Raw genomic sequence first — 13775 nt, 5'->3', positions numbered from 1 at the left:
CTTTCAGTCCCCTCCGGGTACACTGGCATTTCAATGGTAAAATGGCCTTCGTCCTGTACTTATTTTTTTATCTCAATTCATTCATACACCGGCGGGTCATATACCCTTTGCACTGTGATGAGATGCACGGAGCCGTTTACGATCTCGATGGTGTTCACCGTACCGAAAGAGCGTGGATTGTATACACCGGAATGAGTCGTCACGATCAGGTTAGGCAACATCGCTCCCCAGTTCTGGTTCCCGCCCGGATTTGTTTCCCCGTTCCCGTTCAGGTGGCAGGTGAAAAAAGTATATTGATGACTGGATTCCACTCCCCCGGCCAGATCATCGTCGCGGATATCATACCCGGGAGCGAGCAAAGTGAATAGTTGAAAGAAAGGAGACCGGGCGGTATTCGCCATGGAGCCGGTCAATAATGGCAGGAAGGAGTAAGGCGCCGCGGCCGCGCTTTCCGTATTACGGACCAGGTGGGTTAGAAAGACCTTCGTAAAAGAAGGGATTGGCGCAGGTGGCTGCGTTCTTTCATCATACACGGAACAGTATACATTCATTTCATCCACGACGCCCTGGCTGAGCCCGTCCTCCCAAAACAAGCCATTCTTCACCAGCGTATTGACGTCTTCCGGTTTCCTGCTCCTGTCTGCCTGCCAGAACCCTTTGGCGCTCATGTTATAGAAATTGACGTACACCAGCGAGTCCGCCAGGGACAGTTTATGGAACACCTCCCGCCGCAACAGCACGCCTGTTTCTTTCGTGTTAAAATCTTTTTCCAGGGCATGCAGTGTATACACTTCACCAGCCAGCAGGTCCAGCGTTGTGTCGATGAGCGGCTTGGCCCGGTATCGCGGATCAAGATCGAAAAAAGGCACTTCGCTCTTGGGCCGCGCGTAGAAGGCAATGCGCATTTTGCCGGATGGCACCTGGGCCCAGGAGCTGAGATCAAAGCCATTGAGGATAGGCCCTGCGATCACCCTTTCCTTGCCGGGAAACTCCGGGTTGTATTTCTCCAGTGAATTGCCGATGTGCGAAGGATACGGCGGCGCATAGGCCGGCCGGGTCACCAGGAAATCGCCCAGGGTGGCAGCCGATACCGGCAGCCCATCCGCGCCGTATACCGGGTTGATGAGCATGGTGAGCGTAGAAAGGGCCTGGTCCTGGTTTTGAACGGTTACCTTAAAGCGCAGGTTATTGAACACCCTGAGATAAGCCGGCTCCTTCACGGTTTTGAAATCGATCTTGGCGCAGCCGCTTAGCAACACAATACCGATAGCCATGCAGCGCAGGTAATGCGGCAGTTGGATACCCGCCGTTTTGCGGCGCGGCAGCAACAACTGCTGTAAAGGTGATGTTTTGTGTGTCATGCTTACTGGTTATGTTTAATGATCACCATTTTTGCTTTATATGCCTGCGGCACGTTTGCGCCGGTCCGACCAATGAGGGCCACGGTATAATAACCCGGCTCCTGTACAGGCAGCTTGCCATTAAAGCGGGCGTAGAGCTGCTCATTGGCAATAAAATCGTGGCTGTGCAAAACAGGAATATCATCGGCCCATACACCGGGCACCGTGCCGGGGGCGGAACGGTAGGCCAATACTTCGTAAGGCGCCCGCATCGTATGCCCGTCAACGTATGGATCCTCCGTGGCAGCGATGCCCGGCTGCAGGTTAGACACCTGTTTCCCGCCCAGTGGCGCACCATTGTTGGTAGTAAAGGTGGCGTAAGGGATATCCGGACAGAGGTTGATAAACCGTTTCCGGTGGGGCATCGGCGTATTGTTCCCGCTCAGGTCGCTGGGCATTACCGTCATTTGCGGCCTGCCTGCTGCATCCGGGAAAGCGAATATGGTATAATGCTGATTGGCCCTGATCAGATGAGTGGCGGACATCAATACTTTCCCCGCATCGTCCAGCAGTTGGATATCCGTTTCTCCCACGGGCAGGTGTTGGAACGCGGAGGCTTCCCCGTAAGCCATGCGGCCAGCTGTTTTTCCGCCCAAACGCAGGCTGACGCCCGTGCCGGGTAAAGCGTTGAATCCCTGCACCCTGGCGTAATTAAGATTGGCTGCCGGTGTATTATCCTGTATAATGCGGAATGCGTTCTGGCTGAATTTGGTGGCTTCATAAAAGCCGGTGATAAAGTAGCCGAACGAGCTGGGGTATACCAGTATGGTGTATACGCCTCCCGGTTGGAAGGAATGAATGGGCGCGTGCACCAGGTAGCTGCTCACAGGAGCCTCGGCAAAGTTGGGTTGAGAGCTGATTGAAAATGTTGCCGGATCTATCAGCATATGTTCCGATGCCCCGTCGGTACCCGGTATCATCCAGCCATCTTTGGAAATTACGCGGAACTGGTAGGTGCCGGCGGGTAATTCTATATAATCCGAAACCCTGTTAACCGTGCCTACCTGGGTGGTAACGGGGCTCACAGGCCTTCCATCCGCATAGGCCAGCGTAACCGGGCCATGCACATCGGGCTGGGGAGCGGGAAAATAGGCGGTGCCAACACCCTGATCCGTTGTCAGGTTAATGACCCGGAGCCGGATATTTTCAGGTTTTGACGGCGGTGTTTCATCCCGTTCCGTAACAAAATAATCCCCGTGATCCGGATGGTAGCCCAGGTAATAATCCATCTTCCTGTTGTCTTTTTGTTGAATGGTCAACCCGATTTTGAAAGAGATGGCGGGGTCCACATTGTTGTTGGGATAACCCACCAGCGACTGAAAGAACAGGTCCAGCCGGCCATTTTCACGGAACAAGGCCTTTGGAATGCGCCATTCCCGGCCAAGAAAACCGTTCAGCGGAAAATAAGCAGTGCCCGGCTGCCCGTTGCTCCACAAACCGCTGAAAGGCGGTGTATAAGAATCGACGCCGCCATTGATCAATTTAAAGTTGGTAAGGCTGTCTCCATTGGCCATCACATGCTGAAATTCCACCGAGTTAATGATCCGTACGCCTGAAAGCTCTCCCTGGTCGCGGGGATCCGGATGCTCTATTATATGGTCGAGTTTCGTTTTGGAACAGGAACTGATCAGCAAAATGCAATATATGCTTACCCAAAAACGGAAAATACCCTTCTCATGTCTCATACCCTGACGTCTTTTACTGTATTAAAAAAGCTTGTAAGTGAATCCCAGCATCATCTCGGAACCGCGCTTGTAGCTGCGGTTCACATATTTGTTCCCATACCATGTACCGCCTGTACCATAGCTGGAATACACCGTTTCAACGGAGGGGTCCAGTATATTTTTGATAAATCCTTTGAACAGGAGCCTTTTGCCGACACGCTGGCTAAACACAAAATCGAGCATAGGCACCGGCCGGCTATATAGATCGGGCTCGCCGGTAAGATTGATCTGCACCAAACGTTCGCCTACGATGTTAAAGGTCGCCGTCACATCTGTTCCCCATTTTTGATGGGTATAGTTCAGCCATCCGTTGAAGGAATAGGGCGCCTGCTCAAACAGCGGGCTGTTTTCCGGCGTGTTCCTGTCCAATGAGAGATTGGCCTGGTAGCGTTCCGCCGATTTTTTGATCTGGCTCTGCGCCAGCATAAGGTTCGCGCCCACGAAAAGATTGTTCAGCGATGGCCAGATCGTTCCCAGGTTTTTCACTGCTTCCATTTCAATGCCCCATACATAGCCGGTATTCAGATCGTTCTGGTATTGAATAGTGGGATATTCCGGGAATTTGGCATTCAGCCCTTCGGTACGAAGATCAAATACCCGGACCAGCTGGTTATTGATCTGTTTGCCAAAGGTGGAAAAGGCCAGCACCTCACCGGGGTGAGGAAACCATTCCCACCGGAAATCCAGGTTCCGGGTATGCTGGTTAACGAGCTGCGGGTTGCCGATAACCAGCCCCATCTGGAAGGCGTCAAACTCAAACACATTCGTCCTTTCACGCAATTCAGGACGGGCCAGGGTTGTATTGTACGCAAACCTGAAATTCATCCTGTCGCGAAAAATATAAGTGAAATTCAGGGCGTAATACGGTTTGTATTTTACTGTATATACTGAATTGGGCTCTATAAAAATAAGCGGAACCCGTCCGCCGTCTTCGGAAGGAACGGTAAGCGCCGGATCCAGGTATATATTGGACGTATCAACGGTGGAGCGGATATCGGTACGTTCAAACCGTACCCCTCCGGTGAACCGGAATTGATCGGCCAGCCGGATATCCAGCATGCCGTAATAAGCATTTGTTTCAAAGAACCCCGAATAATTATTGGGCGATTTCTGGCTGTTATATAAAAATCCCCCGATGGGCGCCGAGCCTTCGCGTTGTGCGGGCGTCGGCGGCAGTATGCCTACCACGTCAGGCCCTACCAGGCGGTCGAGGTCGCCCAGCACCCGGTAAATAGGCACATTCCGCCCATCCGTATAATTCGAGCCCGGTATCATCAGCAGGTTTTCGGTAAAATTGCGGTCGCGGAAAAGGTAGTTGAAGCCCGCTTTAAATTCCTGCCGTGCGCCGAACAGCGGGAACGGGATACTGAGGTCGGCTTTGTAGTTGTAGTTGGTCTCCTCCAGGAACCGCCATCGCCGGCCGTTAGGTTCAGCCTGGATGCGTCCGTACACGCCATATCCATTTACATAACCGGAGGTAAGCACGTACAGCCGGTCGGCCGAATAGCTATTTTCATAGGACGGGTATAATGGTGAGTTATAGAACGGATTGGGGATCGATACTTTATTTTGCGGCAGGTAAGTGGCCATGGAAATAAAGCGGTAATCAGGGTCGTTCTGGGAAGAAAGCGAAGTAGCGGCGTTGTAGCTTAACCGTGGCGCGTACTGCCCCTTGCCAAACCTGTGCTCGCCCTGTAAGTTAAACGTGCTGAGCGTGCGATAGCTTTGTTTGAGCGAATAGATATCGCTGTTCACCCTGCCGGGCAGCCCTGTATACTGATAACCGCCATACAGGTTTGTAGCGCGGTTTTCGCCGCCCCAGCTGCCCATATACTGGAAGCTTATTTCATGTCGTGGATTAAAGCGGTAGGCAAGGCCTCCAAGCACGCCGTAATTGAGTGTTTCCGTGCCGGTATTTTCCCTGTAGGTCTGGTACTTCCCCATATGCAGCCGGTTCGGCGTAATGTAGTTGGGGATATTCCGGAAACTAAATATCTGGTCGTTGCCGGTTACCACACCCTGATAAATGCTGTATTGGGTTAGCTCTCCATTGTAGGTATCCGTAATTCGTTTGTAATAGTTGGCGCCTAAAATAAGACCGACCGTATGTTTTTTGAAAACGCGGTACTGATCGCCGAAGACCAGGGAATACACCTGGTTCAGCGGCGCGCTCTTGTAGCGGGTGGTCATTACCGGATCAAAGCGCTGCATAATGCGGTTGATCCTTTCCGATTCTTTCCAGGCTTCCGGGCTGAACTGGGCGTTGGACATCATATTCCTGACAGACTCCATGCCCAGGGGATATTCTTTAGCCAGGTTCAGGAAATCGGATCGAAGATTTTTATGGTTGATCTTTGATCCAAAAAAACCCATATCGCTATTGGCGAAACTATTGTAACGGCCTCCGATACCGACGGTTGTATTGTAGCCGGTCGAAACAGATATCTCCAGCTTCAGCGAATCGGGAACAGATCTTGTTTTCAGCTCTACAATGCCGGATGCGGCGTCAGCAGGTTTGTCGGGGGTGACTGTTTTATAGATCGTAATATTGTCCAGCAGGGAAGCAGGCACCAGGTCGAGCGGAATGGCCGTGCGGTCGGGATCGGAGGAAGCAAGGCGTACGCCGTTCAGCTGGGCTATCACGCTCCGCTCGCCCAGGCCCCGGATGGCCACATACTTATCGTCGGTGACGGTTACGCCCGTCACCCGCTGCAGGGCTTGTGTGGTCGTTATGGATGCGGTCCTCTCCATCATTTCAGCGGAGATGGCATCCTGTATGATGGCTGCGCGCCTTCTTTCCTCCAGCACGGCAATATCATTATCAAGCCTTCTGCGGACGGTAACCGTTACCTCGTTTAAAAAACGTTCGGCCCTTTTAAGGTTCAGCTCTACAACGCTTTGCCCTTTGACAAGTTTAACGAACTTCGATGCATAGGCTATGTGCGTAAATTTCAGGGTGCTGTTTTCCGGCACAGTGATGGCAAACCTGCCCTGTTTATTGGTGACCGCTACGATATGCTGTTCCGCACTGGTAACCACTACACCTTCTATCGGCTCTTTCGACGCGGGATCACGGATAATGCCCGTTACGGTAGTTTTCCTGACGCCCGCGGTGTCTGCCGCCGGCTTTGTTTTTTTTACAATAATGATAATCCCGTCAACTAACTGGTAAGACAGTTCCGTCTCTTTCAGGATAGATTCCAGTGCATTCAAAACACTTACCTGGCGTGCCTGGTAGTTGACGGTCCCCGAAATGCCGGATATAAGATTTTCATTGTAAGAAAGCTTGAGGCCCGATTCTTTCCGGATGACGGACAGCGCCTCTTTTAATGAAACATTTTTTAAGTGCAGATTTATTTTCTTTGACATGCCCTGTGCATTTGCCTGTATGGTCATCACGCACAGTGCCAGGAAAAAAAAGCAGAATCCTGTCAATAATTTTCTACATACCTGGAGACGGCATACATCTTTCTCATATCTGTTCTCAGATAGTTCTTTTAAAACTACTATCATAAACGCTCACGTTAGTTTAGTTTGGTTGAATATTGCGTATCCCGGCCGTTAATACGGCAGCTGGTATCAATGCGTATTTTATCTGGATTATTACAAGGAATATATAGCCATAGGTGCAGGGCACTACACTCCATTTTCCTCAAATGGAAAGCGAAACGTTGGTTGAAGCCGTTTAATTAAACCCTGTTCTTTCTAATTCATCGCCGGGCAGCAACTGCCCTTGTTATCTTTAATTTGATCTAATAAAAAACAATCTTACTACCCACCTTTTCATAATTAAATCCCCCCGTGAGCGACAATATCTTCGCTACTTTATCCGCCGGCATAGTGTCTCTGACACTTAAAGTCAGTGGTATAGATTTCAATGCCGGGTCCTTAAATTCAAAATCAACGTCATAGGAGCGCTGTAAGACCTTAACCACATCGGCCGTGGTTGTGGCTTCAAATGATAAAACACCGGTTTTCCATTCTTCCAGTTCTGTTGTATTGACTGCTGCAACAATTGCCTTGTTGCTGCTGTAATTCACTTTCATTCCCTTCGTCAGCACAGCCAGCACGCTGCTGCCTGAACCCGGCGTATTTTTGCTCACCTCCACTTTACCGGTAGCTACGCCCACTTCAATATCGCTTGAATCAAATGACCGGATCCTGAAAGAAGTACCCAGCACCTTTGTGTCTATCTGGCCGGCATGGATGATGAAGGGTTTCGCCGCATTTTTTGCCACATCAAAATATGCCTCACCCTCCAGTTCTACTTCCCGGGTACCGGCAAATATTTCGGGAAATTTCAATTTGCTCCCTCTGCCGAGGTGCACGGTGGTGCCGTCGCTTAAAATAAATGTCGACCGGTTTGCTTTGGAATTTTCTTTTGTGATAGTATTAAGGGAGGCTGTTTTTGTATGTTGATGGGTGTTGCGGAAAACTGCAGCGCCTATCCAGGTCATTACGATCAACGGCACCAGTACCGCTGCATACCGGAGCACATCTCTTCTTTTCATTCCGATCAGCCTGCCGCGCTTTTCTTTTCTTTCCATGGCGGCCACTTTGTTCCAGAATTCCTGCTTCCATTTGTCTACATCTTCCCGGGGTAATTCATAGCGGCCTGATTCTTCCCAGCGATCCTGCATCAGGGATTGAAGCTGAGCACGGCCTTCGGCGGTCTGAAGCAATTGTTCCACCACGCCTTTCTCTTTAGCCGTGCAGTTGCCTTCAAGGTACCTTTTCAATAAAAATGGATCGATCTTATTTCTCATGTTTCTGTCTGGCAAAGTTTAATAGATGCTGCTTGTGATGTATGTATGAATCGACGATGATCTTTTTGTTATCAAATCCCTGTATAAGCTATAACACCAATTTTGGTGTGTAGTACTATCGGCGGAATAAAATTATTTCGTTTATACTTGTAAGTAATTGATAACCAATAAATTTAAATTATTATTAGTTAGTGCGGTATGATTTGTTTAGTGTCAAACACCTGTCGTATTCAGCCTGAAAGTGATGTAAATAGAATTATGCGCATTGCCTTGCCAATCGGAAAAAGTAATGTGTTAAATGGGAGTGACGTTTTAGAAATGATGGACAGTAACGGAAAACGATAACAGGAATACGATATCAATTAGTGCAGAAAGCAGTGAAGAAGCAGACAAATTATTTAACGGGCTTTCAGCTGGAGGAAAATTGAAATGCCAATTGCTGACAGCCCCTGGGGTTCATATTTTGGGATGTTTGCAGACAAATATGGTATCAATGGATGGTGGATTTTGACCCACAATACCATTGCTGATGACCTCTTTAAAGCTTGTATCCTTCAGCGGTCTACCAACCGGCTACGTCTTTAGGAGCAATATTTCTGAATTTAAAAGAATAGGTTATGAGATTTACTTTCTGGTCGCTTTTCCTGTGCAACATCCTTATTAAATATGTTTTTTCGGTACGAGCCAGGACCTCAAAAATTAATTTCTCAACATTCAAATATGCTACTTCAAGCCCCTGAGAGGTCGGGATATTATAGAGCGGCTGGTTGTAATTATGTATGGAATTACCTGTGGAACTTTTGATCTTAAAAATGTATTCTTTAGGCTTTCCAGTTTCCATGTTAATTTTGTCTTTCATAATCACAGTCAGATCAAAACCTACTTCCGCCGCACATCTGTCCAGCAACTGGTTTTTGTCCGCCAAGTTCGAGGTTTTCTCCTTTTCCAACATGCATCCAATAATTTGACATGGGCAAATCTGAACCGCAAGTTGGTTTGTATTAGCCTCATAACGGCTGGAAATTGTCAGCCCAATGCCACTGCTGTAACTTTGGCTTTCAAAATGAAGTTTTTTCTGTGCCTGTGTTCCTTTTTCGACTTGGATAACCCGGTATGCCAGGTAAAGATTCATTCCTGTAGCTTTAAATTCAACTTTGTTGCCATTTGCTGCCTGGCTTCCCAGGTCAACGGTTTCGAATATCTTGCGCAGTTCCGCTTTTGCCTGAATAGTTTTTTCCTTCTCGACCACAATTGTAATTTCTTCAGCCTTTATCGCTTCATACAATATTTGTTGCCCGGTGAAATTTTTCAGAATATCCAGGGAGTTGAGCGTTACAATTTCCATCTTGTTCAGCACAACGGAAGCCGTCGACAGTGCCTCATATTTTCCTCCCGCCTGCAAAAACTGAAGTATCCCAAGTTCGAGCTTGGCCGATTGGCTTTTCGTAAGATAAAGATCGAGCCGGTATACACTGGTTGAGGTTTTGATCTGATTTTGAGGAGCACCATCCCCAATTGCGCCAGCCTCAACATTCCATAGTGCACCAACAGGCACATGGTCGCGCGGGAGATTCATGAACTTAAAACCTTCGAATAGATTACTAGTTATGGTTTGTGCGCAAATAGCGAGACTGCCATGAATGCAAAGGAAAAACAATATTACGCGTTTCATATGGGGTGATAGGTTTAGAGACATACGCAAAATATAATAAGAAAAGGAATACTCACGCTTTTTAAGCATAAATTTCTTGTCTTAAAAAACAAAAAAGGCCACCATTGCTGATGACCTCTTAAAGCTTGTCGGGACGACTAGATTCGAACTAGCGACCCCTTGCACCCCATGCAAGTGCGCTACCGGGCTGCGCTACGTCCCGAACTTTCCGGTACCGTGTTTTAACGACGGGATGCAAAAGTAACCATTCATTTCATTTTTGCAAAAATTTTATCAGCTTTTTCTATGAATTTCTGTTTACATCCGCTCTCAACCGCTATACATCTCACCACATAAATACGTACATTTGCCCGGGATAAATTCAAATGATGCATATTTTACTGAAAAGCGCAAAGATAGTAGCTCCTTCATCCCCTCTTAACGGGCAAATACAGGATATTCTCATCCAAAACGGCGTCATTACCAACATCGCCGCCGATATTCAGCACACTTCCGCCCAGGTCGTTTCCGGCAAAAACCTCCATGTAACCACCGGTTTTACGGACGTTTTCGCCCAATTTTGCGACCCCGGGCAGGAATACAAGGAAGATCTCCAGTCCGGCGCCGAAGCTGCCGCAAAAGGCGGCTTTACCACCGTCATGATCGTTCCCAACACGCAGCCCGCCCTTCATACCAAATCGCAGATAGAATACGTGCTCAGCAAAACCCGTCACGGGGCCGTTCGCGTTCTTCCCATCGGCGCCATCACCAAAAACCTCGAAGGCGTCTCCCTCGCGGAAATGTATGAAATGAAAGAGACCGGCGCAGTCGCCTTCTCGGACGGGCTGAAACCCGTACAGGCCTCCGGCATCATGCTCAAAGCCCTCCAGTACGTAAAAGCTTTCTCCGGTACCATCATCCAGATACCCGAAGATACCAGCATCTCCGGCCACGGCCTCATGCACGAAGGCATCTTTTCCACCCGCCTGGGCATGCCCGGCAAACCCGCCATCGCGGAGGAGATCATGATCAAGCGGGACCTGGACCTGCTGCGGTACACCGGTTCCAGCCTGCACTTTACCGCCGTCAGCACCCGCAAGGCCATAGCGCTGATCGCCGCCGCCAAAGCGGAAGGCCTCAGCGTGAGCTGCTCCGTCACCCCCTACCACCTTCTTTTCACGGAGGAAGATATGGTCACCTACGACAGCTTCCTGAAAGTGAACCCGCCCCTCCGCAGCCGCGACGATGTGCAGGCCCTCCGCGAAGCCGTTATGGACGGCACGGTGGATTGCATCGCCACACATCATCAGCCGCAGGATTGGGACGCCAAGCAGGTGGAATTTGAATACGCCAAACACGGCATGATAGGCCTGGAAACAGCCTTCAGCGTGCTCCGCACCACCCTGCCCGGCCTCCCGCTGGAAAGGCTCGCGGAACTCCTGAGCATCAATGCGCGCAGAATATTCAACTTGCCGGAACTCAGCATCACGCAGGATTCCCCCGCCAACCTTACGATTTTCGACCCGGCGGAAGAATACCAGTTCACCGATGCGCACATCGGTTCCAAAAGCAAAAATTCCCCCTTCATCGGTAAGACCCTTACCGGTACTGTGAAGGGAATTATCAACAATAACCAGATAGTCCTGGCATAACCATGAGGAGCAAGATCCATATCAGATTCGGCCTGCTGGCCGCAGCCATCAATTTCATATTACTGCTGATCCAGTTCTTCGCCCGCATCCCGATGGCCAACCCTGTTTTCAGGTTCCTGCCCGTGCTCACCCTCCTGGTCCTCGTCATCGCCGCCTGCCTGAAATTCAGCAAAGACGCCGGCGGAAAGGCCACTTTCGGGGAAATATTCGGTACGGGATTCCGCACAACAGCCGTCACCATCGTTATTTTCGCTATATTGTTCATCGTTTTTGTACAGGTGGCGCCGGCCTACAAGGAACGGTTCATACAGGAAGCAGTCGCTGCAGGGCCCAATGCCGCCAGCTCTGCGAACCCTGCGGAAGACATCGCCATGCTGCGCGACCGTTTTACCGTATCCGTGCTGTCCGGCATCATACTCATGAATTTTATACCGGGCCTTATCGCAACCGTGATCGGCGCTGCAATCGCTAAAAAGAAATGAGACATCTAGACATATCCGTAATCGTTCCCTTAAAAAACGAAGAAGAATCGCTGCCTGAACTGGCCGCCTGGATCGCCCGTGTGATGAATGAGAATAACTTCACCTACGAAGTGTGGATGGTGGACGATGGCAGTACCGACGAAAGCTGGAGCGTGATCCGCCAGCTCTCCTCCCAAAACCCTCACATCAAAGGCATCAAATTCCAGCGCAACTACGGCAAATCCGCCGCCCTCAACGAAGGCTTCCGCAAAGCCCAGGGCAACGTGGTGATCACCATGGACGCGGATCTGCAGGACTCGCCGGATGAAATACCCGGGCTTTATTCCATGATCGTGAACGATGGTTACGACCTGGTGAGCGGCTGGAAAAAAGTGCGGTACGACAATACCCTCACCAAGAACATCCCCTCCAAGCTGTTCAACTGGGCCACGGTGAAAATGAGCGGCATCAGGCTGCACGACTTCAACTGCGGCCTGAAATCGTACCGAAAAAAAGTGGTGAAGACCATTGAAGTATACGGTGAAATGCACCGCTACATCCCTGTGATCGCCAAATGGAGCGGATTCCGGAAGATCGGCGAGAAAGTGGTGGAGCACCGCAAACGCAAATACGGCACCACCAAGTTCGGGCTGGAACGTTTTGTGAACGGCTTCCTGGACCTCGCGTCCATCACATTTGTAGGCCGCTTCGGCAAACGCCCGATGCACTTCTTCGGCGCGCTGGGCAGCCTCTTTTTCTTTATTGGTTTCCTGATCTCACTCTATCTCGCCTTTGCCAAAATATTCTGGATGCAATACAAAATGACGGAAAGGCCACTGTTCTTCCTCGCCATGTTATTGCTCATCATCGGTTCCCAATTATTCCTCACGGGCTTCATTTCCGAAATGGTGGCCCGGAACTCCCCGGAAAGGAATTCCTACCTGGTGGAGGAAACACTGGAAAATCATCACGGATGACGAACCGAAAAATAGTGATCATCGGCCCGGCCCACCCCATCAGGGGCGGGCTGGCTGCTTTTAATGAGCGGCTTGCCCGGCAGCTGGCCGCACAGGGCAACGACGTATCTATCCATACTTTTTCCTTCCAATACCCCGGTTTCATGTTCCCCGGCAAAACGCAATATGCGGAAGGGCCGGGCCCGGCAGACCTGCGCATCTACCGCACGGTGCATTCCCTCAACCCGCTCAACTGGCGCAAAACAGGGCTGCGCATCCGGAAAGAAAAGCCTGACCTGGTGATCATCGCCTACTGGCTGCCTCTCATGGCCATGAGCCTGGGCTCCATTGCCCGCATCATCCGCGGCAACAGGCACACCCGCATCGTTGGCCTGGTGCACAACCTCATCCCGCACGAAAAAAGGCCGGGAGACGCGGTGCTGAACCGCTATTTCGTCAACAGCTGCGACGCCTTTATCACCCTCAGCAAAGAAGTACTGGCAGACATACGGCAGCTCACCAACAAACCCGCCGTATTTGCCCCGCACCCGGTATACGACAGCTTCGGCGACGCCGTGCCCGCCACGGAAGCCAGGCAGCGCCTGGGCTGGGACGCGAACAAACGTTACCTCCTCTTCTTCGGCTTCATCCGCGCCTACAAAGGGCTGGATCTGCTGCTGGAAGCCATGCGCGACGAACGCATCAGCGCCATCGCCAACCTTGAACTGGTAGTGGCCGGCGAATTTTACGAAGACAGGAAAAAATATGACCCGCTGCTCAGCGAACGCGTAAAAGTGATATCCGATTTTATTCCGGACAGCGAAGTGAAATATTATTTCTCCGCCGCGGACCTCGTGGTGCAGCCTTATAAAACCGCCACCCAAAGCGGTATTTCGCAAATGGCCTATCATTTCGAAAAACCTATGCTGGTAACAGCCGTGGGCGGCCTCCCCGAAATTGTGCCGGACGGCAAGGCCGGTTACGTGACCGAGCCCAACGCCAAAGCGATTGCAGACGGCATCCTGCGCTTCCTCTCCCAGCCTCCCGGCGTTTTCAGTAACTTTATCCGGGAGCAGAAAGGGTTATATTCCTGGGTACATTTCGTAAATACCCTGGGCACTTTACAATAAATCGGAGGATTTAAGGTTATAAAAGCATCCTGAAA

9 protein-coding genes and 1 tRNA gene are annotated in these 13775 nt (G+C 50.4%); 4 read left to right on the top strand and 6 right to left on the bottom strand.

Translation table 11 applies throughout. The features are described from left to right. Nucleotides 1–77: 77 nt before the first annotated feature. From ACTJIK_RS22065 to ACTJIK_RS22040, 6 genes are all read right to left on the bottom strand, one after another. Nucleotides 78–1361, bottom strand: a complete 1284-nt coding sequence (locus tag ACTJIK_RS22065; protein ID WP_440649704.1) for a hypothetical protein — start codon at nt 1359–1361, stop codon at nt 78–80. Nucleotides 1362–1363: 2 nt separating this feature from the next. Next, the gene (locus ACTJIK_RS22060) at nt 1364–3085 is read right to left on the bottom strand and encodes a DUF4397 domain-containing protein (RefSeq protein WP_440649703.1); all 1722 of its coding nucleotides are present in this window, start codon (nt 3083–3085) and stop codon (nt 1364–1366) included. 21 nt (nt 3086–3106) lie between these two features. Continuing rightward, nucleotides 3107–6493, bottom strand: a complete 3387-nt coding sequence (locus tag ACTJIK_RS22055) for a TonB-dependent receptor domain-containing protein (RefSeq protein WP_440649702.1) — start codon at nt 6491–6493, stop codon at nt 3107–3109. Nucleotides 6494–6876: 383 nt separating this feature from the next. Then, nucleotides 6877–7890, bottom strand: coding sequence for a FecR family protein (locus ACTJIK_RS22050; RefSeq protein WP_440649701.1), 1014 nt, complete (start codon nt 7888–7890; stop codon nt 6877–6879). A gap of 562 nt (nt 7891–8452) precedes the next feature. After that, on the bottom strand, nt 8453–9562 hold the full coding sequence (locus tag ACTJIK_RS22045) for a hypothetical protein (RefSeq protein WP_440649700.1): 1110 nt from the start codon (nt 9560–9562) through the stop codon (nt 8453–8455). 128 nt (nt 9563–9690) lie between these two features. Continuing rightward, a tRNA-Pro gene (locus ACTJIK_RS22040) sits at nt 9691–9764 on the bottom strand. A 163-nt stretch (nt 9765–9927) separates the two neighbouring features. Between ACTJIK_RS22040 and ACTJIK_RS22035 the strand changes: the two genes are divergently transcribed. From ACTJIK_RS22035 to ACTJIK_RS22020, 4 genes are read left to right on the top strand one after another with little or no spacing between them, the layout of a single operon-like run. Beyond that, a complete protein-coding gene (locus ACTJIK_RS22035; RefSeq protein WP_440649699.1) occupies nt 9928–11193 on the top strand; it encodes a dihydroorotase in 1266 nt (421 codons plus the stop codon). Nucleotides 11194–11195: 2 nt separating this feature from the next. Next, nucleotides 11196–11675 carry a DUF4199 domain-containing protein gene (locus ACTJIK_RS22030; protein ID WP_440649698.1) on the top strand — a complete coding sequence of 160 codons (480 nt, stop codon included), beginning with the start codon at nt 11196–11198 and terminating at the stop codon, nt 11673–11675. Further along, complete coding sequence (locus tag ACTJIK_RS22025; RefSeq protein ID WP_440649697.1) at nt 11672–12631, top strand: glycosyltransferase family 2 protein; 960 nt, start codon at nt 11672–11674, stop codon at nt 12629–12631. Before ACTJIK_RS22030 ends, ACTJIK_RS22025 begins: the two co-directional genes overlap by 4 nt. Further along, nucleotides 12628–13740, top strand: coding sequence for a glycosyltransferase (locus ACTJIK_RS22020; protein ID WP_440649696.1), 1113 nt, complete (start codon nt 12628–12630; stop codon nt 13738–13740). The genes ACTJIK_RS22025 and ACTJIK_RS22020 overlap by 4 nt, the downstream gene beginning before the upstream one ends. The last annotated feature ends 35 nt before the right edge of the window (nt 13741–13775 follow it).

It is taken from the genome of Chitinophaga sp. 22620, from assembly GCF_052044405.1.
GTDB lineage: Bacteria > Bacteroidota > Bacteroidia > Chitinophagales > Chitinophagaceae > Chitinophaga.
Note: the sequence above shows the minus strand (reverse complement) of the source record. Positions and strands in the feature narration are given on the sequence as shown.